The organism is Bifidobacterium porcinum, assembly GCF_055378475.1.
Genome location: NZ_AP029603.1, coordinates 1,398,694 through 1,424,765, shown reverse-complemented (window position 1 = coordinate 1,424,765; position 26,072 = coordinate 1,398,694). Strand labels below are relative to the sequence as shown.

At 59.8% G+C, this 26,072-nt stretch carries 21 protein-coding genes, 1 tRNA gene and 2 pseudogenes; 21 read left to right on the top strand and 3 right to left on the bottom strand.

The genetic code is table 11. The features are described 5' to 3' along the window. Positions 1-50: 50 nt before the first annotated feature. From ACZ41G_RS05635 to ACZ41G_RS05620, 4 genes are all read left to right on the top strand, one after another. Positions 51-1,166 carry an ABC transporter substrate-binding protein gene (locus ACZ41G_RS05635; RefSeq protein ID WP_464144858.1) on the top strand — a complete coding sequence of 372 codons (1,116 nt, stop codon included), beginning with the start codon at positions 51-53 and terminating at the stop codon, positions 1,164-1,166. Positions 1,167-1,993: 827 nt separating this feature from the next. Next, positions 1,994-3,370 carry an aspartate aminotransferase family protein gene (locus tag ACZ41G_RS05630; protein ID WP_029576028.1) on the top strand — a complete coding sequence of 459 codons (1,377 nt, stop codon included), beginning with the start codon at positions 1,994-1,996 and terminating at the stop codon, positions 3,368-3,370. Between the two features lie 518 nt (positions 3,371-3,888). Further along, positions 3,889-3,964: transfer RNA gene (locus ACZ41G_RS05625), tRNA-His, on the top strand. A 1,234-nt stretch (positions 3,965-5,198) separates the two neighbouring features. Continuing rightward, positions 5,199-5,531 carry a hypothetical protein gene (locus tag ACZ41G_RS05620; RefSeq protein WP_464144856.1) on the top strand — a complete coding sequence of 111 codons (333 nt, stop codon included), beginning with the start codon at positions 5,199-5,201 and terminating at the stop codon, positions 5,529-5,531. A 783-nt stretch (positions 5,532-6,314) separates the two neighbouring features. Here ACZ41G_RS05620 and ACZ41G_RS05615 read toward each other — a convergent pair. Beyond that, positions 6,315-6,809, bottom strand: coding sequence for a hypothetical protein (locus ACZ41G_RS05615; protein ID WP_464144854.1), 495 nt, complete (start codon positions 6,807-6,809; stop codon positions 6,315-6,317). 195 nt (positions 6,810-7,004) lie between these two features. Here ACZ41G_RS05615 and rpsL point away from each other — a divergent pair, with 195 nt between their 5' ends. The 4 genes from rpsL to tuf all read left to right on the top strand — a co-directional run bounded on the left by rpsL (position 7,005) and on the right by tuf (position 11,385). Then, positions 7,005-7,376, top strand: a complete 372-nt coding sequence (gene rpsL / locus ACZ41G_RS05610; protein ID WP_004269067.1) for a 30S ribosomal protein S12 — start codon at positions 7,005-7,007, stop codon at positions 7,374-7,376. Positions 7,377-7,381: 5 nt separating this feature from the next. Then, positions 7,382-7,852, top strand: a complete 471-nt coding sequence (gene rpsG / locus ACZ41G_RS05605; protein WP_015450699.1) for a 30S ribosomal protein S7 — start codon at positions 7,382-7,384, stop codon at positions 7,850-7,852. A 33-nt stretch (positions 7,853-7,885) separates the two neighbouring features. Continuing rightward, complete coding sequence (fusA, locus tag ACZ41G_RS05600) at positions 7,886-10,015, top strand: elongation factor G (RefSeq protein ID WP_033507258.1); 2,130 nt, start codon at positions 7,886-7,888, stop codon at positions 10,013-10,015. A gap of 170 nt (positions 10,016-10,185) precedes the next feature. Next, a complete protein-coding gene (gene tuf, locus ACZ41G_RS05595) occupies positions 10,186-11,385 on the top strand; it encodes an elongation factor Tu (RefSeq protein WP_033507257.1) in 1,200 nt (399 codons plus the stop codon). 323 nt (positions 11,386-11,708) lie between these two features. Here the strand turns inward: tuf and ACZ41G_RS05590 are convergent, their stop codons facing one another. After that, the gene (locus ACZ41G_RS05590; RefSeq protein ID WP_464144852.1) at positions 11,709-11,945 is read right to left on the bottom strand and encodes a hypothetical protein; all 237 of its coding nucleotides are present in this window, start codon (positions 11,943-11,945) and stop codon (positions 11,709-11,711) included. Between ACZ41G_RS05590 and ACZ41G_RS05585 the strand changes: the two are divergent. The 10 genes and pseudogenes from ACZ41G_RS05585 to gmk all read left to right on the top strand — a co-directional run. Next, positions 11,938-12,231, top strand: a pseudogene (locus ACZ41G_RS05585) (alpha-hydroxy-acid oxidizing protein); the annotation flags it as partial. The gene ACZ41G_RS05590 and the pseudogene ACZ41G_RS05585 overlap by 8 nt on opposite strands. Before the next feature lie 100 nt (positions 12,232-12,331). After that, positions 12,332-12,511, top strand: a pseudogene (locus ACZ41G_RS05580) (alpha-hydroxy-acid oxidizing protein); the annotation flags it as partial. A gap of 14 nt (positions 12,512-12,525) precedes the next feature. After that, on the top strand, positions 12,526-12,672 hold the full coding sequence (locus tag ACZ41G_RS05575) for an alpha-hydroxy-acid oxidizing protein (protein WP_464144851.1): 147 nt from the start codon (positions 12,526-12,528) through the stop codon (positions 12,670-12,672). Positions 12,673-12,708: 36 nt separating this feature from the next. After that, positions 12,709-12,852, top strand: a complete 144-nt coding sequence (locus tag ACZ41G_RS05570) for a hypothetical protein (RefSeq protein WP_321046848.1) — start codon at positions 12,709-12,711, stop codon at positions 12,850-12,852. A gap of 121 nt (positions 12,853-12,973) precedes the next feature. Further along, entirely contained in the window at positions 12,974-13,537 is a 564-nt protein-coding gene (gene efp / locus ACZ41G_RS05565) for an elongation factor P (RefSeq protein ID WP_015450694.1), read from the top strand. Positions 13,538-13,557: 20 nt separating this feature from the next. Further along, positions 13,558-14,193, top strand: a complete 636-nt coding sequence (gene nusB / locus ACZ41G_RS05560) for a transcription antitermination factor NusB (RefSeq protein WP_464144848.1) — start codon at positions 13,558-13,560, stop codon at positions 14,191-14,193. 78 nt (positions 14,194-14,271) lie between these two features. After that, positions 14,272-15,492: a glutamine-hydrolyzing carbamoyl-phosphate synthase small subunit gene (carA, locus tag ACZ41G_RS05555; protein ID WP_033507252.1), complete on the top strand. Its 1,221-nt coding sequence runs from the start codon at positions 14,272-14,274 to the stop codon at positions 15,490-15,492. Continuing rightward, the gene (carB, locus tag ACZ41G_RS05550) at positions 15,485-18,871 is read left to right on the top strand and encodes a carbamoyl-phosphate synthase large subunit (protein ID WP_464144847.1); all 3,387 of its coding nucleotides are present in this window, start codon (positions 15,485-15,487) and stop codon (positions 18,869-18,871) included. The genes carA and carB overlap by 8 nt, the downstream gene beginning before the upstream one ends. After that, a complete protein-coding gene (gene pyrF, locus ACZ41G_RS05545) occupies positions 18,868-19,800 on the top strand; it encodes an orotidine-5'-phosphate decarboxylase (protein WP_464144845.1) in 933 nt (310 codons plus the stop codon). Before carB ends, pyrF begins: the two co-directional genes overlap by 4 nt. A 102-nt stretch (positions 19,801-19,902) precedes the next feature. Beyond that, on the top strand, positions 19,903-20,523 hold the full coding sequence (gene gmk / locus ACZ41G_RS05540) for a guanylate kinase (RefSeq protein ID WP_464144844.1): 621 nt from the start codon (positions 19,903-19,905) through the stop codon (positions 20,521-20,523). A gap of 137 nt (positions 20,524-20,660) precedes the next feature. Here gmk and ilvD read toward each other — a convergent pair whose 3' ends face one another. Then, positions 20,661-22,523 (bottom strand): dihydroxy-acid dehydratase, encoded by a 1,863-nt coding sequence (gene ilvD, locus ACZ41G_RS05535; RefSeq protein ID WP_464144843.1) that lies wholly within the window; start codon positions 22,521-22,523, stop codon positions 20,661-20,663. 235 nt (positions 22,524-22,758) lie between these two features. On the opposite strand from ilvD, the gene rpoZ reads away from it, so the two are divergent. The 3 genes from rpoZ to ACZ41G_RS05520 all read left to right on the top strand — a co-directional run bounded on the left by rpoZ (position 22,759) and on the right by ACZ41G_RS05520 (position 25,890). After that, a complete protein-coding gene (gene rpoZ, locus ACZ41G_RS05530; protein WP_015450687.1) occupies positions 22,759-23,043 on the top strand; it encodes a DNA-directed RNA polymerase subunit omega in 285 nt (94 codons plus the stop codon). Between the two features lie 173 nt (positions 23,044-23,216). Continuing rightward, the gene (gene metK / locus ACZ41G_RS05525; protein WP_168973560.1) at positions 23,217-24,428 is read left to right on the top strand and encodes a methionine adenosyltransferase; all 1,212 of its coding nucleotides are present in this window, start codon (positions 23,217-23,219) and stop codon (positions 24,426-24,428) included. 175 nt (positions 24,429-24,603) lie between these two features. Continuing rightward, positions 24,604-25,890 carry a class I SAM-dependent methyltransferase gene (locus ACZ41G_RS05520; RefSeq protein WP_464144841.1) on the top strand — a complete coding sequence of 429 codons (1,287 nt, stop codon included), beginning with the start codon at positions 24,604-24,606 and terminating at the stop codon, positions 25,888-25,890. Positions 25,891-26,072: the final 182 nt, after the last annotated feature.

Genomic DNA, 26,072 nt, shown 5'->3' with positions numbered 1-26,072 from the left:
GCGGCTGTGGCAGCAGGCACGGTCGTGGTCGCGGGTACGGTCGTGGCCACGTGGGCAGGACGTTCCGTCGCATGGCGTGCATGGCGCTCGCTGTCGCAGGCCTGCTGTCGTCTGCCGCATGCTCAGGCGGTATCTCGGATTCCGCGCGCACAACTGATGTCGTCGCCAACGGGGCGTACCACGAGGCGCACGGCGGCGAGTTGCATATCTACACGTGGGCCGGGTACATGCCGGATGATGTCATCAAGAAATTCGAGAAGGAAACCGGCATCAAGCTTACCGTGGACACTTTCGAAAGCAACGAGGCGCTGGAAGCCAAGTTGCAGTCCACAGGCGGGTCCGGCTATGACATCGTGATGCCGAGTGACTACATGGTCTACCAGCTCATCAAGGAGCATATGCTCGTGAAATTCGATGTGTCCAAGCTGCCCAACGGCAAGAATGTCTCCAAGGAGTTCTCCTCGCCGTACTACGATCCCAAGCTCGAATATTCAGCACCGTATGTGGTGGGCTACACCGGATTCATGGTCAACACCAAGAAAATCCCCAAGTCCGCGGCGCCGACCAGTTGGAAGGAGTTCTTCGCGCTGTCATCGAAGTACGGCAAGTCGCAGCTGCTCAACGATTCCATCGAGGTGACCAACGCGGCATTGCGCGCTGTCGGTTCCGAGCAGTGCACCACCGATGCGCGCGCCTATCAGAACGCGAACGATCTGCTGCAGTCCTACCGGTCAAAGGTTGGCGTCGTCAGCTCGGAAGGTGTGGCGGATCGTCTGGCTTCCGGTGAGCAGGTCATCGGTATGATCTGGAGTTACGACGCCTACCAGGCGCAGCAGTCGAATAAGGATCTCGAATTCGTCTACCCGTCTGACGGCACCACCCAGTTCGTGGACAATATGGCAATCGCTGCGGGGGCGCAGAACATCGACCAAGCCAAGACCTTCATCAACTACATGCTGGATCCGAAAAACAAGGAAGCGATTGATGAATCCGCGGGCGCAGGGTCTGTGCTCAAGGGCGGCGATGCGTTGCTGCCGAGCGAGATGCGGTCGTCCAACACGATCGTGCCGAGCGCGGATGAGCTCAAGCATGCGGTGACTGAGAAGGCATGCTCGAACGCCATCAACGACAACTACACGCAGCTGTTCGAGAACTTCAAGCAGTGATGCGCGTGCGTCTGCGCGGCGGGGGCACGGGTGCGCTCCCAAACATAACGCCCCTGCCGCGCGTCGGGTGCGGCTGTGCGTCTTGCGTGGTTGCGGGGCAATCGGGTCATCCGGGGGAAACCTCCGGATGACCCATAGTTGTGTTTGGGGAGTACTGGACTGAGCGTGCTTGACTGGGCTTTGGGCTCGTTCGTGATGCGGGGTGTGTCGATTGCGCAATGGCGGGTTGGCGTGTGATGACAGTGGTGCCGCCTTCCGCGCCACCCGGCGTCATGCCTGTCATCGTGTGAGGATTGGCTCACATGGAGGCGGTTGATGTGTCCGGGTTGCAGTCCCGGAGGCTGCATATCCGTCGATGTGTGAGGATTGGCTCACACAGTGACCGGTTGGTTGGGCCGGATGTTGTGGATGGGGTGGTTTGAGGGTGGTTATGTGAGGATTCGCTCACATGACGGACACTTTCCCACACCCGATCGCTTCGTGGATGGTCTGTCCGCCGGTCCGTGTGAGGATTTGCTCACACCGCCGGTGCTGATTGTCGATCGCGGCATCGGGGCTCATAAATCCTTGGTATTCCCGGCCAATCCACAAATCTCCCATCGGTCGCAATCTGGACGAGCCCGACACGATGCTCACCGCGGCTGCGAATCGCCCCTCGAAAGCGAACATCCATGTTGACGAATTGTTACGAGCGGAAAAACAGTTCCGGAATCAGAAATCCCAACGAAATAATGCGGGTTTTACCTATGAATGTACGAAATTCGTAGTCAAGTCGATAGAACGCAACGAAAATCGCATCACAAGACTACCGAAGGAAAGGATTCGACATGACGGCAAGCATCAGTGAAGCCAGGATCAAGGAACTCACCGCCAAGGAAGGTGAGAAACTCAACGCCAAACTCGGCAAGTCCCGCGAGATGTATAACGAAGCCCGCAAGCATCTGTGCAACGGCGTCGCCTCCTCCTACCAGCTGCGCGATCCGTGGCCGATCTACGTCGATCACGGCAGCGGTTCCAAGCTGTGGGATGTGGACGGCAACGAATACTACGATTTCCACAACGGCTACGGCGCCATGGTGCAGGGCCACGGCAACCCGGAAATCGGCAAGGCCATCGCTGAGCGTTTCCCGAAGGGCACGCATTTCGCGCTTCCTGATGAAGATGATTTTGTTGTCGCTGACGAACTGACCCAGCGGTTCGGCCTGCCGAAGTGGCGTTTCACCAACTCCGGTTCCGAGGCCACAATGGACGCAATCCGCATCGCTCGCGCCTACACGCACCGCGACCATATCATGAAGATCTTCGGTTCCTACCACGGTCACCATGACGCGGTGATGATCTCTATCGTCGGCGATTACGAGAACATCGGCGATAAGAACCACTTGAAGAAGATTCCGTACGGCGCCGGCATCCCGAAGTCCCTGATTCCGCTGACTGTGCCGGTTCCGTTCAACGACGCTGACGCGCTTGAGGCCCGCATCCGGGAGATGGAAACCGATGACGAGGCTCCTGCCTGTCTCATCATGGAAGCCTGCCTGATGAACATGTCCATCGTGCCTCCGGAGCCGGGCTACCTCGAGAAGGTGCGCGAAATCACCAAGCGTCACGGCATCGTGCTGATTTTCGATGAGGTCAAGACCGGCCTGACCATTGGACCTGGCGGTGCCACCAAGCTGTTCGGCGTGACCCCGGACATGGTCACCATGGCCAAGGCGATTTCCGGTGGCCTGCCGATGGGCGCCATCGGCGGCACCGACGAGGTGATGAGCGTTGTCGAATCCGGCGAAGTCTACCAGGTCGGCACCTACTCCGGCAACCCGCTGTGTGTGGCGGCAGCCCGTGCCAATCTCGAGAAGGTGCTCACTCCGGAAGCCTACAAGCTGTTCGATCATCTGAACAACCGCCTGATGGAAGGCTGCACCGAAGTCATCAAGAAGTATGACTTCCCGGGATACTCCATCGGTTTCGGTGCCAAGGGCTGCGTCACCTTCTCTCCGCACAAGATCGTGGACTATGTGACCTTCAAGCAGGGCCAGCGCACCGACTTGAACCAGCTTTGCTGGCTGTATGCGGCCAACCGCGGCGTGTTCATGACTCCGGGACGTGAGGAGGAATGGACGTTGTCTGTGGCTCACGACGACGCCGCGTGCGACGCCTACATCAACGCCTTCGCCGAGATGGCGCACGATGTGACCGCCGAGTAACCCCAATCAAGCCTGCCCTAAGCCGGGTCCAATACACTGCACTCCTCTTGCCCGGCTTGGGGTGTCATTCGCGACCGTGGTCGAGTGGTATCGCGCATGCGGTGCTGTTCGGCCACGGTCGTTCCACTTCTGCGGGGTGGTTCATGGTGGTGCGAGGTGTGTTGGTGCGTTGCGGTGGCGTGTGGTGGTGTTGGCGCGTCGTGGTCGTGTCATCGACGGCGGTGGAAGGGGTGCGGCGCGTTAGGACTCGAGACGGCAGGGCGGTGTGGTGCGTTGCGTTGCAGTGTCGTTTGGACGGATGTTTTCGCCGAAGGTGTTGTGAATGGGCATCGCACGCCAGGACTTTGCGGCTGCGGGATGCCCAGGCAGCAGCGACGCGCCGGAAGTTCCCGGGGTCTGTGTCATGCATTTCTGTGATTGCAGGAAAAACGACGCGCCGGGAAGCGTACGTCCCGAACATCGTGTATAGTCTTTGACTGTTGTGCGAAACGAGGTTCACCTCGGTTCGACACCACATGGTGGATATAGCTCAGCCGGTAGAGCATCTGATTGTGGTTCAGAAGGTCGCGCGTTCGAGCCGCGTTATCCACCCCATCAACCCCGGGTTCGCCCGGGGTTTCGTTTTTCTTCCCGGCTTGTGCCCGCGCAGCTACAGCGCGTTGCTGCGTCGGGTCGTTCCTATCGCGAACTGGTTACGATGGGGTAGTTGCCGGTTCGTGTCAGGTCGTCGTTCCTCGAGCAAACGATGCCATAGCGGCCATCAGCGTGTCAGATTGTTGCCCTTTTCACAAACTGGTTACGCTAGGGCCACCGTCAGCGTAGCCAGTTCGTGAGGGCGATTGGCCGAGCCGCGCGTAATGTGACGATGGGATCCGGCATGTGCGGTGCGTACTCTGCTCGGCGTTCAGCCATGTCCCGGCCGGTCATAGATTCATGCTTAACGCATGTTCGTCCTTCAACCTTCTGCCGACGCTGAGCGTGCCGTGAGCGTCGGTGGAAGCAGAACAACCGCGGTTACCGGAGGAAGGGAAGTTCATGGTGGTTGCTCGGAATCAGGCTCGGCGGCACCGAGGGAGGGGGGAAGCCTACGGATTGCCCGATTTCGTGCTGTTCTCCCGCGCGAGACATGGGAGTTCTATGGAATCCGGCGCTTCCGAAGATGATTTCCCAACGGAAACGTTGGAATCATGCGATCCCTGAATTCGCCGCTGAAATCGTGTTCAGGAGAAAACAGCCGGATTCGCATATCCGCGATAAACTCCTGCAATCATCCGGAAGATAATCCGTCTTGATGCCGGTCATGGATATTCTCCCGGCGGTCCACAGGCTCCATCGGCAGAATCCTCACTTATGGTAGCTGGCGGCATCCAGTCCCGTATTCGTGAATCGCCCTTGATACGCTTACCGTCACCACAGGCAATCCGCACTGCAACTGCCATGCTGTCTTGTCTGTAGTCCACCGCACACGAAACGGGTCGTCGCCAGGGCGGGAGCGTCAAGGTGAGTCAAGAACGAAGTCTGAAATCTCAATTTCTCGCGGATGAGGCCTCAATCTCAGAGTTGTTCAGAACAATCTCTGAAAAACTCTCGCCCAAGGTTATTTTCGAGAGATATTGAGATTGTTGCTCATCCGGGTTGCTTCGAGTCATCATCAAAAACCGCGAAATATCAACGATTTGCCAAAGCCGGCCGGTGCCGGGGATGGGTGCGGAATCTTAAAAAATCGCGGAATTGCGCCTGATGGAGAGATTTTGAGACATTTATCTGAATATCTCCGCGATTTAGGCATCCTCACGGAGAAATTCAGAATCGGGGGAGCGCGATCCCCGTGAACAAGGTGGGTATCTGGCGCCGCTGCCGGATCGTCCTGTTTGGCATGCGCGAGCCTGGTGAATATCGCGGGCATGGCAGTCGTATTCTCACGGTGATTATGGATAGAGAGGAGATTGGATTGCGCGGCGGTTGCGGCGAGCACGTCCCGAGTTTTATCGACGCAATCTGTGTGCTGCTGTCCGGCTGTGATTGGTCTTTGCAATCCCGTATTGTGCGACCCCTTGTCGCACAGGGCTTTGCTCGGCGTCGCCAGTTGCGGTTGACATGCCCGCATCGCGAAGAAACTTCGGCGTTTCGTTTCTTTCCAGACCGGAGAAATCCGGTATAATTGCAACTGAAGGCCGGAGTTGGATTCAGCCGAGCAAGTCGACGGGATCCAATGGAGCACAAGCCCGCGAGGGCGGGTGCAACGCCTTCGAGATAATTGAATATCGAAAACCGAATATTGGTGATGATTATGTGCGGCACGGGCAGTACGGCAAGGTAGGCCGGGCCGCTGAAGCCAGCTGGCGTAACAAGCGCATGAGGCGCTAGGTATGTTGTGTTGGTGAATGGCATAAGGTTTAGGTTGCCGCGCAAGGTGGCGCGGCGTTGGACATGATGATCACCTCCTTCCAGGTGGCCCCCGCAGATGCAGTTAGGCATCGCGGGGGCCACCTTTTTCTTGGATATTGGGTTTCGGGCAACAATCAATCAGGGGATAGGTCGCAAAGGGATAGATCACAATGGAGGCAAGCCACAATAAAGGTAGGCCGCAATACGTGTCCGATGGTCCGGCAATGCACACGCCGCCCGCCATCCCTCATCAAAACTGGTTACGCTGGGAGGCTTGTTTGCATAGACGGTTTGTGTGGGGTGGTGCGGTCGTGAGGTGGTTGTAGAGAGGTTTGGTTGTGGTGTTCGGCAGTTCTCTGGCTGGTGTCTCTTCCAAACTGGTTACGCTGAGGGCGGTGTTTGCGTAGATAGTTTGTGCGGGATGGTGTGGTTGTAAGTTGTCGTGGTGTTGGCGCGGGCTTGCCTGGAGAGTCGCTGGATTCGTCCGCGGCTTGTTGGATGTGGCTGTTTCCGGGAGTCGGGATGCGACAACAGCGGCGGCGCCGCTTGCCATGTATCAGTGGTGCTTAGAGCAGTGATTTTCCGAAGGAATTGCCGGATTCGCCTGATGAGCGCATAAACTCCCACACGAAGGCTGGGAGATTATGGAAAATCCTTGGCCGCGCGGATGATCTCCCAACAGGAACGTTGGAAATCCGCGATTCTGAAAATCACCCTCTGAAGCCGTTACTGGGAGAATACCGCCGTATCGACGCAACCGCAATAAACTCCCGCACCAATCCGGGACTTCATGGCCCGGCGGCCAGGTTTTCGCATATTCTCCTGCACTCACCAGGCCAAGGTCGCGCAGCATTGCCAGCGACGAAAAATCAGCCATGCCGTTGGTTCCCGATGCCCCGGCCTGCCGAAGTCGCTGATGTTCAGATGCTTCTGGGCAGACAAGCACATACACGATTTTGCTCAGTCCGAAGCCCCGATATTCCAATGATCTCCGCTGGCGTGTCGCACCCAGTCCGATGATATAGTAGGAATCCGTGTGTGCCAGCGGCATGCCTTATGTAACAGGCGTGGGCGCTGGGATATCCCGGAATCCGTTAGATTGCGCGCGGTAACGTGGCGGCAGGAGGAAGACGGGCCATCGGGCCGGTGGACTGTGGCTGTTTCTTGTCTCCGATCAACGGATGCATGGGGCTGCAGCGCGGCGGCTTCACCTGAACAACAGTATCAATGAATCGGAGAACTGAAGTTGCCTACGATTGAACAACTTGTCCGCAAGGGACGTAAGGCCAAGCCGAAGAAGTCCAAGACTTTGGCCCTGAAGGGAAGCCCGCTGCGCCGTGGCGTGTGCACCCGTGTGTATACCACCACCCCGAAGAAGCCGAATTCGGCTCTGCGTAAGGTCGCTCGTGTGCGTCTGAGCTCGGGCATCGAAGTCACCGCTTACATCCCCGGCGAAGGCCACAACCTGCAGGAGCACTCCATCGTGCTCGTGCGCGGCGGCCGTGTGAAGGATCTGCCGGGCGTGCGTTACCACATCGTGCGTGGCGCGCTTGATACCCAGGGCGTCAAGGACCGCAAGCAGGGTCGTTCCCTGTACGGAGCAAAGAAGGCGAAGTAAGAGATATGTCACGTAAAGGACCCGCTAAGAAGCATCAGGTGCTGCCCGATCCGATCTACGGTTCGACCGTTGTGGCGCAGCTCATCAACAAGATCCTGCTCGACGGCAAGAAGTCAATCGCTGAGGACATCGTGTATTCAGCTCTTGATATGGTCAAGGAGAAGACCGATCAGGAGCCGGTGGCTGTGCTCAAGCGCGCACTCGACAACATCCGCCCGAGCCTCGAGGTCCGTTCCCGCCGCGTCGGCGGTGCGACCTACCAGGTCCCGGTCGAAGTGAAGCCTGCTCGCGCGAATACGCTGTCGCTGCGCTGGCTGACCGACTTCTCCCGCGCTCGTCGCGAGAAGACCATGGCCGAGCGCCTCGCCAACGAGATTCTCGACGCGTCCAACGGTCTCGGTGCTTCAGTGAAGCGTCGCGAGGACACCCACAAGATGGCGGAGGCCAACAAGGCGTTCGCTCATTACCGCTGGTAATTGACTGAAGAGAACAAGAGCTAAGGAACACTTATGGCACTGGACGTGCTTTCCGACCTGCATAAGGTCCGCAACATCGGCATTATGGCTCACATCGATGCCGGTAAGACAACCACCACCGAACGCATCCTGTACTACACCGGCAAGAACTACAAGATCGGTGAGACGCACGATGGCGCTTCGACGATGGACTTCATGGCTCAGGAGCAGGAGCGCGGCATCACCATTCAGTCCGCTGCAACCACCTGCTTCTGGCATCGTCAGACCCACGACGTGGACGATGAGTTCCAGATCAACATCATCGACACCCCTGGCCACGTGGACTTCACCGCTGAGGTGGAGCGCTCCCTGCGCGTGCTTGATGGCGCCATCGCCGTCTTCGACGGCAAGGAAGGCGTGGAACCGCAGTCCGAAACCGTGTGGCGTCAGGCTGACAAGTATTCGGTTCCGCGTATCTGCTTCATCAACAAGATGGATAAGCTCGGCGCCGACTTCTACTACTCCGTGCAGACCATCAAGGACAAGCTGGGCGTCAAGCCGCTCGTCATTCAGCTGCCGATCGGCGCTGAGAACGACTTCGCCGGCGTCGTCGACCTGGTCCGTATGAAGGCTTACGTCTGGAACGACGTCAAGGATGATCTCGGTGCGCACTACGACACCGTCGACATCCCGGATGATCTCAAGGACAAGGCCGAACAGTATCGCGCCGAACTGCTCGACGCGTGCGCCGAGACCGATGAGGATCTGCTCGAGAAGTACCTCGAATCCGGCGAAATGTCCGAGGACGAGATCCGTACCGCGATCCGCAAGCTCACCATCGCCCGCGAGGCCTTCCCGGTGACCTGCGGTTCCGCGTTCAAGGACAAGGGCGTGCAGCCGATGCTCGATGCAGTCGTCGACTATCTGCCGAGCCCTGAGGACATCCCGGCCATCAAGGGCTTCAAGCCCGGCGACGAATCCGTCGAAATCGATCGCAAGCCGACTATGGACGATCCGTTCTCCGCGCTGGTCTTCAAGATCTCGACCCACCCGTTCTACGGCAAGCTCGTGTTCGTGCGCGTCTACTCCGGCTCCGTCAAGCCCGGCGACACCGTCCTCGACTCCACCAAGGACAAGAAGGAACGCATCGGCAAGATCTTCCAGATGCACGCCGACAAGGAGAACCCGGTCGACGCTGCAGAAGCCGGCAACATCTACACCTTCGTCGGTCTGAAGAACGTGACGACCGGCGATACGCTGTGCGATGAGAAGAACCCGATCTCCCTGACCTCCATGACCTTCCCCGACCCGGTGATCGAGGTCGCCGTGGAGCCGAAGACCAAGGCCGATCAGGAGAAGATGAGCATCGCTCTGGCGAAGCTGTCCGACGAGGATCCGACCTTCCGCGTCAAGACCGACGAAGAGTCCGGCCAGACGCTGATTTCCGGCATGGGCGAGCTTCAGCTCGACATCATCGTCGACCGTATGCGTCGCGAGTTCAAGGTTGAGGCGAATGTCGGCAAGCCGCAGGTCGCGTACCGCGAGACCATCCGCAAGGCCGTCATGAACCAGGAGTACACCCACAAGAAGCAGACTGGTGGTTCCGGCCAGTTCGCTAAGGTGCTCATGAACTTCGAGCCGATCGATCCGGCTTCCGGCAAGACCTACGAGTTCGTCAACGAGGTCACCGGCGGCCACATCACCAAGGAGTTCATCCCGGCAATCGACGCTGGCGTCCAGGAAGCCATGCAGTCCGGCGTGCTCGCCGGATTCCCGGTGGTCGGCGTCAAGGCGACCGTCACCGATGGCCAGACCCACGATGTCGATTCCTCGGAAATGGCGTTCAAGATCGCCGGCTCCATGTGCTTCAAGGAAGCCGCTCCGAAGGCCAAGCCGGTCATCCTCGAGCCGATTATGGCCGTCGAAGTCCGTACGCCGGAAGAGTACATGGGCGACGTCATGGGCGACCTGAACTCCCGTCGTGGCTCCATCCAGTCCATGACCGACGCCACCGGCGTGAAGGTCATCGACGCGAAGGTTCCGCTCTCCGAGATGTTCGGTTACATCGGCGATCTGCGTTCCAAGACGCAGGGTCGCGCAATGTTCACCATGCAGATGGATTCGTACGCAGAGGTCCCGAAGGCCGTCTCGGACGAGATCATCAAGGCCCAGCGCGGCGAGTGACACACTGAGCCACATCGGACTTGCCCTGTCCCCAGTCAGCGCTAGAATAGACAAGCGTTGACTGGGTTCGGGCTCTGATGTGGCACACAACCCAGAAACCCAGTAATATGTAGCGAGTGCTTTGTGCGAAGATCGCACAGGCAAACTACGAGACGTCCAGGAGGACACACATGGCAAAGGAAAAGTACGAGCGTACTAAGCCGCACGTTAACATCGGCACCATCGGCCACGTCGATCACGGCAAGACGACCCTGACCGCCGCCATCTCCAAGGTGCTGCACGAGGAGTATCCGGATCTCAACCCGGAGTATGACTTCGACCAGATCGACGCCGCTCCTGAAGAGAAGCAGCGTGGTATCACCATCAACATCGCCCACATCGAGTACCAGACCGCGAAGCGCCACTACGCTCACGTGGACTGCCCTGGCCACGCCGACTTCGTGAAGAACATGATCACCGGCGCTGCTCAGATGGATGGCGCCATCCTCGTTGTGGCCGCCACCGACGGCCCGATGGCTCAGACTCGCGAGCACGTGCTGCTCGCTCGCCAGGTCGGCGTGCCGCGCATCCTGGTCGCTCTGAACAAGTGCGATATGGTTGACGACGAAGAGCTGATCGACCTCGTCGAAGAAGAGGTCCGCGACCTCCTCGACGAGAACGGCTTCGATCGTGACTGCCCGGTCATCCGTACCTCCGCGTACGGCGCCCTGCACGACGATGCTCCGGATCACGAGAAGTGGGTCCAGACCATCAAGGATCTTATGGATGCCGTCGACGACTACATCCCGACCCCGGTCCACGATCTCGACAAGCCGTTCCTGATGCCGATCGAAGATGTCTTCACCATCTCCGGCCGTGGCACCGTGGTGACCGGCCGTGTTGAGCGCGGTAAGCTCCCGGTGAACTCCAACGTGGAGATCGTCGGTCTGCGCGACACCCAGGCGACCACCGTCACCTCCATCGAGACCTTCCACAAGCAGATGGACGAGGCCGAGGCTGGCGACAACACCGGTCTGCTGCTCCGTGGCATCAACCGTGACCAGGTCGAGCGTGGCCAGGTCGTGGCTGCTCCGGGTTCCGTGACCCCGCACCACAAGTTCGAGGGCGAAGTCTACGTCCTGACCAAGGACGAGGGCGGCCGTCACTCGCCGTTCTTCTCGAACTACCGTCCGCAGTTCTACTTCCGCACCACCGACGTCACCGGCGTTATCACCCTGCCGGAAGGCGTCGAGATGGTCCAGCCTGGCGATCACGCGACCTTCACGGTCGAGCTGATCCAGCCGGTCGCCATGGAAGAGGGCCTCACCTTCGCTGTGCGTGAAGGCGGCCACACCGTCGGCTCCGGTCGTGTGACCAAGATCATCGAGTAGTCTGCATATCGCAGGTACTCCCTGACACGCTGAAGTAGCGTTAACGCCCCTGAGGTCATCCTTGGGGGCGTTTTCATTTCCCCGCTCATTCCGGCCAATCTTGGCCATTCCCGACAACTTCCGGTCATTCCCGGTACATCCCCCGGTGATTCCCGGTAAGTCATTGTCATTGCTCATGCATGTGCCCGGCATCGGCCACAGCGATTGTGGCCTTGGCGATTATGGGACCGAATACAAGCTATCGAAAGAAGCGATATCCTGACCGGGACGCATCTCGGAACGTCACTCGTATTCCTTACGCCCGCACTCTAATGTTCTCTCCATCACAGATGACAGTCGGCATGCCACGATACCGCAGACAGCCGGCACAGCAGATGATAGGACGTGAGAATATGGATTGGGCCGCGATACACGCACAGGCGACGGCAAACATGACCGAAGCTGGATTGCAGTATGAGGACGGCAATGCAGATATCGACGGCGGACAGCGTGACATCGATGCCTTGGCGTGGCGGCGTTTCGGTATCCTGCCGCGGGCGTTCCACAATGTAGGTGGACATCGATACGTCTGTCACCATCGGTGGGCGTACCATCTCCACGCCGATTTTCGGAGCGCCTACCGCATACCACCGGCTGGCTAGCAAGAATGGGGAGATTACCTCACAAAACGGCATGAATCGTGCGGGCACGTTCATCGTCTACCCGACGAATGCATCAGAGCCCGTAGAACATTTCGCCGCTGAGGCACAAGGCGATTGGCAGCAGCAGGTCTACCTGTTCGATAACCGTAAGGTTTCCGAGGCTTTCATCGAACGTTCCGTGGCGTCCGGTGCCAAGGCACTCATGTTGACTTTGGACTGCCCGGGTTATCGCCGCGACTTCGGATTCCGCAACGGCATTGACTGCACATGGGAAGGGGACAAGCGGCAATTTCCCGAACATACATATGACCGATTGGACGCTCAACCTCGCGACATCCATTACCCCGAAGGACATCCAATGGCTCAAGGAAATATCGGGGCTGCCGGTGTACGCCAAGGGGGTGATGCGTCCCGAGGACGCCGTCACAGCGATGAATGCAGGAGCGGCCGGTGGCATGGTATCCAATCATGGACGACGCCAAGTTGACGGTGTCGTCCTGTGGCGTATGCGCTGCCCAGAATACGCCGCGAGCTCGGCCGCGATGCCGAAATTTTCGCTGATACCGGTATCCGCACCGGCGGTGACGTCTTCCGCGCACTTGCGCTTGGGGTGAACGCGGTCGGTCTGGGGCGTCCCATTCAGTGAGCCGCAGCTGCCGGGGGAGAGGACGACATCACGAAAATGATTGAGCGCATCACCGATGAGCTGGCTCACACCATGAACTCCGCAGGAGTGTCTCGCATCGCGGATATCGACGAATCCTTCCTGGTGAAAGGGCAGGGGCCGTCAGCCTTCCTATCAGGGGTTCACGGCATCGCCGCGTGAGGATGTCGTTGCTGTGCCGTAGCCGGAATGAATCGCGCCTGTTTGCGGTCAACTCGTTGTGGCATAATGGGCAAGGCATTTTTTGTTTTGCCTCAAGTAACTGAAGAATAGGTGAATACACGTGGCACAAACTACCAATGACATCAAGAACGGCTCTGTTCTGAATCTCGACGGCCAGCTGTGGCAGGTCATTAAGTTCCAGCACGTCAAGCCGGGCAAGGGGCCCGCTTTCGTGCGTACCACCATCAAGAACGTGCTGTCGGGCAAGATCGTCGACAAGACCTTCAACGCCGGCATGAAGATGGAATTCGAGACCGTCGACAACCGCACCCTCCAGTACTCCTACGAGGACGGTGACAACTACGTGTTCATGGATATGACCACGTATGACCAGATCATGATTCCGAAGGAGCTCATCGGCGAGCAGAGCAAGTATCTGCTCGAAGGCACCGATTGCATCGTCAGCTTCCATGACGGCACTCCGCTGAGCGTCGAGCTGCCGGCTTCTGTCATCCTGACCATCACGCACACCGAGCCGGGCCTGCAGGGCAACCGCTCCAACGCGGGCACCAAGCCTGCGACCGTCGAGACCGGCGCTGAGATTCAGGTTCCGCTGTTCATCAACGAAGGCGAGAAGGTCAAGGTCGACACGCGTGACGGCTCCTACCTCGGTCGTGAGAACTGAGAGCGAGGATTTGAGGCTTCATGGCACGTTCCACCGCCCGTAAGAGGGCTCTGAACACGTTGTACGAAGCGGATGAGAAGGGACAGGATATCCTGTCCCTTCTTGCTGAGCGCATCGCCAACCCCGGTACGCAATCACCGCTTCCCGACTATGCGATTGAAATTGTCCGCGGCGTCGCTGAGCACCGTGGAGAGATTGATCATCTGCTCGATGAACATTCCACCGGCTGGAAAGTCAAGCGTATGGCCGTTGTCGATCGCAACGTTCTGCGCATCGCCACCTGGGAGATCCTGTACAACGACGAAGTGCCGGACAAAGTCGCCATCGACGAGGCGATCAGTCTCGCCAAGACGTTGAGCGACGAAGGTTCGACATCCTTCATCCACGGATTGCTCAGCGCCATCTGCGGCGCGAAAGAAGAGCACCTCGCCCATCAGGCCGAGTTGGAACGGCAGCGCGAGCAATCGGAGCCTCAGCCCGAAGACGACGTGCCTGAGGCATCGGGCGCCGATGACGCCGAGGACTCGGAGCCGCCCACACAACAGACGGCATCCGATGGCGAATCGACGGATACGGTTCCCAACGATCCGGGAATGACATCCGGATCGGATGATTCGCATGAGGACTCGCCGCAAGACCAGCACACGACCAACTGACACCGGGCATCGGCCGGCGTGAGAGTCCCAGCCGGCCGGTATCCTTGGTACAAATACCCAAAGAATAAGGGGGTTTTGGTGAACCAGAACGATTCCGAAGCCGTGGATTTCTCACTTGACGATGCAGTACTTGTCCTCGAAGACGGGCAAGTGTATGTCGGCGAGCCGTACGGCGCAATCGGTACGACCCACGGGGAGATCGTCTTCACGACCGGCATGACCGGATACCAGGAGACACTGACCGACCCGAGCTACGATCGCCAGATTGTGGTGCAGACATTCCCGCACATCGGGAACACCGGAATCAACAAGGAGGATCCAGAATCCTCCCGAATCTGGGTCGCCGGTTACGTGGTGCGCGACCCCAGCCCGAACGTGAGCAATTGGCGCGCCACGGGAAGTCTTGACGATGATCTGACCGACAACGGTATCGTCGGCATCAGCAGCATCGACACCCGAAAACTGGTGCGCCACCTGCGTTCCGCAGGCGTCATGCGTGCAGGAATCTTCTCGGGCGACGCTCTGATTGACAGCGGAACCGGCAAACCGCGCACTGTCGCGTCCATGATCGACGAAGTGCGTGGCATTCCGCAGATGAAAGGCATGAGCCTGTATGACGAGGTCAGCACCGAGCAGATGTACACCATCGAGCCGTGCGGCCAATTTGAAGGCAAGGAGCCGCTGTTCACCGTCGCCGCGGTGGATCTGGGCATCAAGGGCATGACCCCGCACCGCATGGCCGAACGAGGGTGCCGTGTGCATGTCGTTCCTTCCACCATCACCTTCAAAGAACTCGAAGACCTCCACCCCGACGGTGTGTTCTTCTCCAATGGTCCGGGCGACCCTGAACAGGCCGATCCGGAAGTCAATCTGCTGCGTCAGGTATTGGACGCAGGATACCCGTTCTTCGGCATCTGCTTCGGCAACCAGCTGCTGGGCAGGGCACTTGGCTTCGGCACATACAAACTCAAATTCGGCCATCGCGGCGTCAACCAGCCGGTCAAGGACCTGACCACGGGCAAGGTTGAGATTACCGCGCACAACCACGGCTTCGCGGTCGACGCCCCGGTCGGCCAGCCGGTGGATGCGCCCTACGGGGACGGCAAGTACGGCAAGGTGTTCGTCTCGCATATCGATCTCAACGACAATGTCGTAGAAGGCCTGCAATGCGAAGATATCCCGGCCTTCTCCGTGCAGTACCACCCCGAGGCCGCCGCCGGCCCGCACGACGCCTCCTACCTCTTCGACCGTTTTGTTGAGCTCATGCGTTCCGCCAAGGAGGAAAACGCCAATGCCTAAGCGCACCGATATCAAATCCGTCATGGTCATCGGCTCCGGCCCGATTGTCATCGGGCAGGCCGCAGAATTCGACTATTCCGGCACCCAGGCGTGCCGCGTGCTGCGCGAAGAAGGCATCCGGGTCATTCTCGTCAACTCCAACCCGGCGACCATTATGACCGATCCGGAGATGGCCGATGCCACCTACATCGAACCGATCGCCACCCCGATCCTTGAGAAGATCATCGCCAAGGAACGCCCCGACGCCCTGCTGCCGACCCTGGGCGGCCAGACTGCGTTGAACGCCGCGGTCGCGCTCGGCGAGGCTGGCGTCCTCAAGAAATACAATGTCGAACTCATCGGCGCGTCGCTTGAAGCCATTGACCGTGGTGAGGATCGCGAACTGTTCAAGAAGGTTGTCGACAGCTGCGGCGCAGAATCCGCGCGTTCCGCCATCGCCCATTCCATGAAGGAAGTCGACGACATCGTCGCCGAATTGGGCTACCCGATTGTCGTGCGCCCGAGCTTCACCATGGGCGGCCTCGGTTCGGGCATCGCCCATAACGAGGAGGAGCTCCATCGGATCGCAGGTGCAGGCCTGCACTATTCACCGACCGACGAAGTCTTGCTCGAGGAAGGCATCGAAGGCTGGAAGGAATTCGAGCTCGAGCTCATGCGCGACCGCAAGGACAACGTCGTAGTCGTCTGTCCGATTGAGAACGTCGACCCGGTCGGTGTGCACACCGGCGATTCCATCACCGTGGCACCGTCCTTCACCCTGACGGATCGTGAATACCAGCGCATGCGCGACATCGGCATCGCAATCATCCGCGGTGTGGGCGTGGACACCGGCGGCTGCAACATCCAGTTCGCCATCCATCCCAAGACCGGTCGCATCATTGTCATCGAGATGAACCCGCGCGTCTCGCGTTCCTCCGCCCTCGCATCGAAGGCGACCGGCTTCCCGATCGCGAAAATCGCGACCAAGCTGGCGCTGGGCTACACGCTTGACGAAATCCAGAACGACATCACCAAGTCTACGCCGGCGTCGTTCGAGCCGACCATCGACTACGTGGTGACCAAGGTCCCGCGTTTCGCCTTCGAAAAGTTCCCGGGAGCCGATCCCACGCTGACCACGTCGATGAAGTCCGTCGGCGAGGCCATGGCGCTCGGCGGCAACTTCCAGGAATCGCTTGGCAAGGCGATGCGATCCATCGACAAGCGCCACATGGGCTTCAACTGGGACGGTGACAAGCCTGATCAGCAGGAAGTCGAGCAGCTGCTCGCCGAAGCGAAGATCCCCACCGAACAGCGCTACTTGCAGATTATGCGCGCACTGTGGGGCGGTGCAACCGTCGAACAGCTCTATGACGCCACAAAGATCGATCCGTGGTTCCTGGAGCAGTTCGCCCTGATCAACCGCACCGCCATGGAAATCAGGGGAGCGGAGACGCTTTCACCCCGCCTGCTGCGCAAAGCCAAGCAGTCCGGTTTCTCCGATGTGCAGATCGCACACCTGCGCTCTCTCGGAGACGAAGGGGAGAACACCATCCGCGAGCTGCGTTGGAGCTACGGCATCCGACCCGTGTACAAGACGGTTGACACCTGCGCCGCTGAATTCGACGCGGCGACGCCGTACTACTACTCCTGCTATGCGGACGAAACCGAGCTGCGCAAGCGCGACCGCGAAGCCGTGATCATCCTTGGTTCCGGGCCCAACCGCATCGGACAGGGCATCGAGTTCGACTACACCTGCGTGCACGCGGTGCAGGAGCTCGGCAAGGACTACGACACGATCATGGTCAACTGCAACCCGGAGACCGTGTCCACCGATTACGACATGTCCGACCGGCTGTATTTCGAACCGCTGACCTTCGAAGACGTGCTCGAAATCTATGAAGCCGAGAAGAAGATGGGTCCGATCAAGGGCGTCATCGTCCAGCTTGGTGGGCAGACCCCGCTGTCCCTTGCCGCGCGTCTCAAGGCCGCCGGCGTCCCGATTCTGGGCACTTCGCCCGAATCGATTGATTTGGCCGAGAACCGTGAGCTGTTCGGCGAGGTGCTGCGCAAGGAGCATATGAACGCGCCTCGTTACGGTACGGCACTAAGCCTCGACGAAGCCCGTGAAGCGGCACATAACATCGGGTACCCGGTGCTGGTCCGCCCGAGCTATGTGCTCGGCGGCCGCGGTATGGAAATCGTGTACGACGATGACCAGCTCGAAAAGTACGTCAGCCGTGCGCTCAACGAGGCGAAGGCCGATATGGTCGTCTCCGGGCGTCTGCCCTCCCCGCTGCTTATCGACAAGTTCCTGCAGGACGCCATCGAAATTGATGTCGATGCGCTGTTCGACGGCGAGGAACTCTACATCGGCGGCATCATGGAGCATATCGAGGAAGCGGGCGTGCATTCCGGCGACGCTGCATGCACCCTGCCTCCAAGCACGCTCAGCGACGATCAGATCCGCCGCCTGCGTGAAGGCACCTACGCCATCGCGAAGGGCTGCGGTGTGCGCGGCCTCATCAACGTGCAGTACGCCTTCATGGCCAACACCCTGTACGTTATCGAAGCCAACCCACGAGCCTCGCGTACCGTTCCGTTCGCTTCAAAGGCAACGGGCGTGTCCTTGGCCAAGGCGGCGGCCCGCATCATGGTCGGTGAAACCATCGCCCAGCAGCGCGCCAACGGTCTGTTGCTGCCGAAGGGCGACGGCGGTGACATCCACCCCGGCCAGCAGGTGGCCGTAAAGGAGTCCGTGCTGCCGTTCAAGCGGTTCCGTACGCCGGTTGGCCGTACCGTGGACATCCTGCTTGGACCGGAAATGCGTTCGACAGGTGAAGTCATGGGCTTCGACCGCGACTTCCCGCACGCCTTCGCCAAGAGCCAGCTCGCCGCGTACGATGGCGGCTTGCCCACCGGCGGCAATGTGTTCATTTCGGTCAACGATATGGACAAGCGTCAGCTGCCACTGTTCGCCAGCCGTCTGGTCGAGCTCGGCTTCAAGATTTGGGCGACAGAAGGCACTGCATCGGTCCTTCGCCGCTACGGCATTGAATCGAAGATCGTCGACAAGCTTTCCACCCGGCTCGATGGTGACGGCAACGCCCAGACCCACGTTGTCCACGCCCCAGGCAGCGTCGGCAAGAATGTCGTGGAACTCATCGAGGACGGCACCATCGATATGGTGCTCAACACGCCGAACTCGCGTGGATCGCGCGCCGACGGCTACTCGATCCGCGCTGCGGCAATCGCGGCTGACCTGCCTCAATTCACCACAATGACTGAATTCGCCGCGGTGCTTATGGCAATTGAAGCGGTCAAGAAGAACGATTATCAGGTGATGAGCATTCAGGAACATGCCCGTCAGCTCTTCGCGATTGAGAAGCGTGACAACCAATGAGCAGCAGCCCCACTGACAGCGAACGCAAAGCGATGAGATCGGAGTTCGGTGTGCGCCTGCGCATATCGATGGACCATTATGGCCCGTTATGCGTGGGCATCGACCCGCATCGCAAGCTACTGACTGACTGGGGCTACAATGTTGACGCCAGCGGCGCGGAGATGTTCTCCATGCGCATGCTTCAGGCTGCGCATGGCCGTGCCGCTGCCGTCAAATTCCAGGAGTCGATGTTCGAACGGTACGGTTCCAAGGGCATCGCGGCACTGGAACGGGTGTTGTTCGCCGCGCGGCAGATGGGCATCATCACTATCGTCGATTGCCTGCACGGCGGTCTTCCGACTACGATTTCTGCCCTTGCGGACGCGTATTTCAAGTCGGGTGCGCCGTTGCTCGCTGATGCGATCACCTTGCTGCCATATTACGGTGCACGCTCATTGAGCGGTCTGATTGACGAAGCGCTTGACAACGGGCGGGGAGTGTTCATTGCATCGCTCACATCGAATCCTGAAGGTGCGAGCCTGCAAACGGCGATCCGCCAAAAAGGCGAGTACAGCGGCAAAACCGTCGCCTACGGTATTGCCAGTACCGCGCAGAAATTCAACGACACCACGCCCGGCATGGGTTCAGTCGGCCTGATTATCGGGGCGACCATCGGCCAGTGGATTGACGAAAGCGGCATCGACCCGTCCCAGTTCACCGGACCGATTCTCTCACCCGGATACGGGTGGCAAGGAGCGGAAGCCGACGATCTGCGCACCGTATTCAAGGGCACCAAAGGCAATGTCCTGGTCACGGTGTCGCGCTTCATCGCCAAGAACGGGCCGGACATCTCCAACCTCTCCGCGGCGACGGAAGCCATCGCGCTTGACATCAGACAGGCGTTGATGGACGCGACCCTCGAAGCGGATGACAGCGCCGACCAAGCCTGAAGAAGCGATTTTTCACGCAATTGGTTGCTGCACGGACAGCATTCGGTCAATCACACTTGGTTCCAGACAAGACATGCATTTGACGATGAAAGGCGGAATGGGATGACAATCGCAGGTCACAGCGATTCGGCACACAGCACAGCTGGACGGCTTATCGTACTGACCGGCCCGACTGCGGTGGGTAAAGGAACGGTGGAAGCCGCCCTGCTGGCCAAGCACCCAGAGGTGTGGGTGTCCGTGTCTGCGACGACCCGTGAGCCTCGCCCCGGCGAAGTCAATGGCGTGAACTACTGGTTCATGAGCGAAGCTGAATTTGTGCGCAAGGAGCAGGAGGGAAAGTTCCTGGAAACGGCGGTCGTCCACGGCATGGCCCATTACGGGACACCACTGCAACCGGTACTTGATCATTTGGCGGCCAACACGCCCACCATCCTCGAAATTGATTTGCAGGGCGCCCGCCGTGTCAAGCAGAAAGCCTCACAGATGGGGCTTGATGTCGTCTACGTGTTCATCGCGCCGCCCAGCTACGAGGAATTGGTACGACGGCTGATCGGTCGTGGTACGGAGAACGAGGAACAGCGTGCGAAGCGGCTGGAAACTGCGAAGGTCGAACTCGCCGCAGAACCCGAATTCGACGTGGTCATCGTCAACAACACGGTCGATCAGGCGGCGGACGATCTGTGGAAGGTCATCGCCGAAGAATACGGCATCAGCGGGGACTGAGACGACACAACCAGTCCTCGAGCATCTAACGAAACTGCTCGATTGCGACGATACAACCGCGATAAATGATTGGGCCCTGCAGCTCCATGCTGCAGGGCCCAATCACGTTTCAACGTAAGTTCAGCAAGTCAACTGAATCACTTCAGACCGCTGAGCTTGTTGATGAGGTCAGGATCGCGGGTTGCGCCCTTGTCTGCGGAGCGGGCGAAGGCGGCGTACGCCTTGAGCGCCTGGCTGACATGACGGTCGCGGTGGGCGACATAGCCGTCGCCGGCCTCGAGTTCGGCACGACGCTGCGCGAGCTGCTCGTCGGTCAGCTCCACGTTGATCGAACGATTCGGAATATCGATGTCGATCATGTCTCCGTTCTTGATGAGCGCGATCGGACCCTTGTTCGCGGCCTCAGGCGCCACATGGCCGATGGCCAGGCCTGAGGAGCCGCCGGAGTAGCGGCCGTCGGTGATCAGTGCGACGTCCTTGCCGATGCCCTTGCCCTTGACGAAGGAGGTCGGGTACAGCATTTCCTGCATGCCCGGGCCGCCCTTCGGGCCCTCGTAACGGATGACGAGCGCCTGACCGGGCTTGAGCGTGTCATTGAGAATGACCTTGATGGCCTCTTCTTGGGATTCCACGACCAGCGCCGGACCATGGAACTTCCAGATGCTTTCGGGCACGCCGGCGGTCTTTACAACGCAACCGTCAGGGGCGAGGTTGCCGCGCAGCACCGCGAGACCGCCCTCGGCGATCTCCGGGTGGTTGATGTCGTGGATGGCGCCGTGCATGCGATCGGTGTCGAGCGTGTCGAACAGCGTCTCATGCGTCCATGGTTCAGGGGAGACGATATGGCCGGGGGCCGCGTGGAACAGCTGCTTCGCTTCAGGCTTGCAGGTGTCGCGCATGATGTCCCAGTCGTTGAGCTTGGACTCGAGATCCGGATAATCCACGGAATGCGTGTCGCGATGCAGCTTGCCTGCGCGATCGAGCTCGCCGAGGATGCCGCAGATACCGCCGGCGCGGTGGACGTCGGAAATCTCCCATTCGCCGGAAGGCGCGGCCTTGCAGATGCAGGGCACGGTGTGGGAGATGCGCTCGATGTCGTCAAGCGTGAAATCGACGTCGGCGCTTTGCGCTGCGGCGAGGATGTGCAGCACGGTGTTCGTGGAGCCGCCCATGGCCACATCCATGGTCATGGCGTTTTCGAAGGCGTGCTTGGTGGCGATGGAACGCGGCAGCACGGAGTCGTCGTCCTCGTCGTAATAACGGTGGGCGAGCTTGACAATCATCTCGCCGGCGCGCTCGAAGAGCTTCTTGCGGTAGACGTGGGAAGCGAGCGTGGTGCCGTTGCCGGGCAGTGCCAGGCCGATTGCCTCGGTCAGGCAGTTCATAGAGTTGGCGGTGAACATGCCGGCGCAGGAGCCGCAGGTCGGGCACACGGTCTTTTCGTAGGCGAGCAGGTCTTCGTCGGAGCAGTTGTCGTCGGCGGTCGCGTACATGACGTCGATGAGGTCGGTGTGCTCCTTGACGGTGCCGTCGGACAGGACGGTGGTGCCGGCTTCCATCGGGCCGCCGGAGACGAAGATCGTCGGGATGTTCAGGCGTAGCGCTGCCATGAGCATGCCCGGAGTGATCTTGTCGCAGTTGGAAATGCAGATGAGGGCGTCGGCGCAATGCGCGTTGACGGAATACTCGACGGCGTCGGCGATGATGTCGCGGCTCGGCAGCGAGTAGAGCATGCCGGTATGGCCCATGGCGATGCCGTCGTCAACGGCGATGGTGTTGAACTCGCGGGGGATGCCGCCGGCCTTCTTCACGGCTTCGGACACCAGGCGGCCGACCTTGTTCAGGTGGACGTGGCCGGGGACGAATTCATCGAAGGAGTTGGCGATGGCCACGATCGGCTTGCCGAAGTCCTTGCCGTCAACGCCAGCGGCGCGGTACAGAGCGCGAGCGCCCGCAAACACTCGCCCGTTCATCAATTTTGCGGATCTCATTTCTGCCATGGTTCCATTCAAGTGCCTTGCGGGGACAGGTGGCAGTCTTGGGCCGAATAGTGAAATTACGCTAGGAGAGTAGGGTTTTGTCGGGATTTCTGCTGATTGGGGACGCGAAAGTACGGCCATACCCATGCCCTAAGATGCGCGGGTCGCGATATCGGGGGCTTGCAGTACAATGAAGAATTTGAAATACCACGCCCGCATTGGACGTGGCCATGCGCATGATGGGAGATTGACACCTATGGCACTTGGCACTGAGCCGCATCCGCAGGGACTCGCGGATCCGCCTATCGACGACCTGATGCAGCACGCTGATTCCAAGTACGCGCTGGCGATTTTCGCCGCGAAGCGCGCCCGTCAGATCAATTCGTATTTCACGCAGCTCAATGAGGGTCTCCTGCAGAACGTCGGCCCGCTGGTTGAATACGAGAATCAGGAGAAGCCGCTGTCTATCGCTTTCCGCGAAATCAACAGCGGTCTGCTCGAGGAGACGCTGGGCGAGGACGATCTGAGCGAAGGCAACTGATTACAGGCCTCGTCGAGATATGCCCCCGGTGCTGGATTTTTCTGCCGTTTAGGTATGGCGAAATTCAGCCGGGGGCATTATTCTTACTAACCAGTTGCATATTGTGTGATTCCTGCTTCGGCTTTCCGTCGCCGTCGTGGGCGGACATTTGACGGAAAGACAGCGAGGGGAATATGGAACGTCGCCTGATTTCGGCGGAATCCGTCACCGAAGGACATCCCGACAAGATTTGCGACCAGATTTCGGATGCGATTCTGGACGATATGCTGCGGCAAGACCCGCATTCGCATGTCGCCGTGGAGACGTCGGCCACCAAGGGCCAGTTCTTCGTCTTTGGTGAGGTGACGAGCGAAGGATACAGCGATATCCAGCGCATCGTGCGTGACGTGGTGCGCAATATTGGCTATACGAGCTCCGAAATCGGCTTGGACGCTGATTCCTGCGGCGTGGTGGTGTCGCTGAGCGAACAGAGCAAGGAAATCAACCAGGGTGTGGCGCGTCTGAATTCCGAGCAGGAGTCCGCTGCCTCGCGCGAGGAGCGCTATGAGGCCCAGGGCGCCGGTGATCAAGGCGTGATGTTCGGGTATGCAACCGACGAGACCGAAGCGTTGATGCCGCTGCCGATCTATCTGGCGCATCGGCTGGCCTTCCGCCTGGCCCAGGTGCGCAAAGACGGCATCGTCCCGCATCTGCGTCCGGATGGCAAGACCCAGGTGACCATCGAATACGACCAGGAGGACCGGCCGGTCCGTCTGGACACGGTTCTGGTGTCCACCCAGCATGATCCCGAAGTCGACCATGACTGGCTGCTCGCCCAGCTGCGCGAGCACGTGATCGAACCGGTGCTTGCCGAAGTGCTTGGCGCCAAGGTCCGCCATGACGACTACCGCATCCTCGTCAATCCGACCGGCTCCTTCGTGCTTGGCGGCCCGGCGGCTGACGCCGGCCTGACCGGGCGCAAGATCATCGTCGACACCTATGGCGGCGCGGCTCACCATGGCGGCGGCGCGTTCTCCGGCAAGGACCCGAGCAAGGTCGACCGTTCCGCTGCCTATGCTGCGCGTTGGGTGGCGAAGAACATCGTCGCCGCCGGTCTTGCACACAAAGTCGAAGTACAGGTCGCGTACGCGATTGGCGTCGCCGATCCGGTCAGCGTCAATGTGGAGACCTTCGGCACTGAAATCGGCGGGGTCACCCGCGACCAAATCCAGGCAGCCGTCCGCAAGGTCTTCGATCTGCGCCCCGCGGCCATCATCGACGAACTCGACCTGTTGCGTCCGATCTACTCCAAGACCGCCGCCTACGGCCATTTCGGACGCAACGATCCGGACTTCACGTGGGAGCAGACCGACAAGGTCGACGAACTCAAGGCTGCCGTCAAGTGAGCTGCGGCACCATGATGACACCGCTGCACCGGCCACAGGGCCGATGTCGACTGTCGTGACCGGAATGTGCCTGGCGCACCGTGCCGCCCGGCACATTCCACAGGCTTACCGGGGCGAGAGGCTCCGGCGATTGAATGGGAAAGTTTGAAATCGTAATCCTCACAAGGAGAAGCACATGGCAGGCATGACCGTTGCACAGATGATAGAACTGTTCGTAGAACCGAACGCGCCGCTGCGCATCGAGGCGTTCGACGGGTCGGTATTCGGGCCGGTGGACGCGCCCGTATGCATCAAGGTCAACAATTCACGAGCGGTGTATTACATGGTCGACCATCCCAATGAGCTGGGGCTGGCACGCGCATATCTGCAGGGCGATATCTCCTCACCGCAAATGATTCCGGGCGACCCGTACGAGGTTTTCAAGGACCTCGTCAATGTCAAGCCCTACTTCCACAAGCCCGATCCGGTCGGGGTCGCCAAGGCGCTCGTCTCGGTTGCCTCGCATGGCATCCGGCATCCGAAGGCGCCGAGCATCGAAGGGCCGAGCCGTCTACGCCGCGCAGCCGAAGGCCTGCTGCCGCACAGCAAGGCCGGCGATGCGGCGACCGTCAGCTACCATTACGACCAGTCGAATGACTTCTACCGGCTCATTCTCGGGCCGACCATGACGTACACGTGCGCCCTGTTCAACAAGCCGACCGACACCTTGGAGGCCGCGCAGGAAGCCAAGCTCAACCTGGTGCTCGACAAGCTCGGCCTCAAGGCCGGAGACCGGCTGCTGGACATCGGCTGCGGCTGGGGGTCCATGGAGGTCGTCGCCGCACGGCGCGGCATTCACGTGATCGGCGTGACCCTCGCGGACGAGCAGGTCGCGTGGGGCAAGGAATGGATCAAACGCGAAGGCCTTGAGGACCTCGCCGAAATCCGCCTCATGGATTATCGCGACGTGCCGGAAGCCGGATTCGACGGCATCTGCTCTCTGGGCATGATGGAGCACGTCGGCGTCAAGAACTACCCATCCTACTTCCGTGAGATTTTCGACAAACTCAAGCCCAACGGCATGTTGCTCAACCATCAGATCACCCGTATCAACTCGCATGCCGGGCACGCGGCGGGTGAGTTCATCGACCGCTACATCTTCCCCGACGGACAGCTCGCGTCCCCCGGCGAAATCGAGATGAACATCCAGGACACCGGTTTCGAAGTGATCCACGAGGAGAACCTGCGACAGCATTACGCGTTGACCCTGCATCATTGGAACCGCAATCTCGTGGACAACTGGAATGCGGCGGTCAAGCTGGTCGGCGAGCCGAAGGCGCGCCTGTGGGGCTTGTACATGGCCGGCTGCGCGTACAACTTCGAGATGAATAACATCCAGATTCACCAGTACCTGTGCGTCAAGCCGAACGAGGAGGGGACAGCCACCTATCCGCTCCGGCCGTGGTGGGTTCATCAGGACTGACCTGACACCAACGATGCACTGACCGGTCAATGTGCGGCCGGCGCATTCCAAGGGTGTGGGGCACGGCGTTTTAGCTGTGCCCCACACCCCTTCCATATGCGGGCTGTCACGCGCTGCCGCTCACATACGTGGTGCGGGCGGAAACATGTTTTGTACGGCGACACGCCGAGTCTTGCAGGTGA

Bases quoted from the DNA above. Each gene is read 5' to 3' on its own strand.
- carB (WP_464144847.1), top strand. From the start codon at position 15,485: ATGCCTAAGCGCACCGATATCAAATCCGTCATGGTCATCGGCTCCGGC.
- nusB (WP_464144848.1), top strand. From the start codon at position 13,558: ATGGCACGTTCCACCGCCCGTAAGAGGGCTCTGAACACGTTGTACGAA.
- rpoZ (WP_015450687.1), top strand. From the start codon at position 22,759: ATGGCACTTGGCACTGAGCCGCATCCGCAGGGACTCGCGGATCCGCCT.
- ACZ41G_RS05615 (WP_464144854.1), bottom strand. From the start codon at position 6,809: ATGCCGCTGGCACACACGGATTCCTACTATATCATCGGACTGGGTGCG.
- rpsG (WP_015450699.1), top strand. From the start codon at position 7,382: ATGTCACGTAAAGGACCCGCTAAGAAGCATCAGGTGCTGCCCGATCCG.
- ilvD (WP_464144843.1), bottom strand. From the start codon at position 22,523: ATGGCAGAAATGAGATCCGCAAAATTGATGAACGGGCGAGTGTTTGCG.
- gmk (WP_464144844.1), top strand. From the start codon at position 19,903: ATGACAATCGCAGGTCACAGCGATTCGGCACACAGCACAGCTGGACGG.
- ACZ41G_RS05630 (WP_029576028.1), top strand. From the start codon at position 1,994: ATGACGGCAAGCATCAGTGAAGCCAGGATCAAGGAACTCACCGCCAAG.
- tuf (WP_033507257.1), top strand. From the start codon at position 10,186: ATGGCAAAGGAAAAGTACGAGCGTACTAAGCCGCACGTTAACATCGGC.
- ACZ41G_RS05570 (WP_321046848.1), top strand. From the start codon at position 12,709: ATGATTGAGCGCATCACCGATGAGCTGGCTCACACCATGAACTCCGCA.
- pyrF (WP_464144845.1), top strand. From the start codon at position 18,868: ATGAGCAGCAGCCCCACTGACAGCGAACGCAAAGCGATGAGATCGGAG.
- metK (WP_168973560.1), top strand. From the start codon at position 23,217: ATGGAACGTCGCCTGATTTCGGCGGAATCCGTCACCGAAGGACATCCC.
- fusA (WP_033507258.1), top strand. From the start codon at position 7,886: ATGGCACTGGACGTGCTTTCCGACCTGCATAAGGTCCGCAACATCGGC.
- ACZ41G_RS05520 (WP_464144841.1), top strand. From the start codon at position 24,604: ATGGCAGGCATGACCGTTGCACAGATGATAGAACTGTTCGTAGAACCG.
- ACZ41G_RS05590 (WP_464144852.1), bottom strand. From the start codon at position 11,945: ATGTCCACCTACATTGTGGAACGCCCGCGGCAGGATACCGAAACGCCG.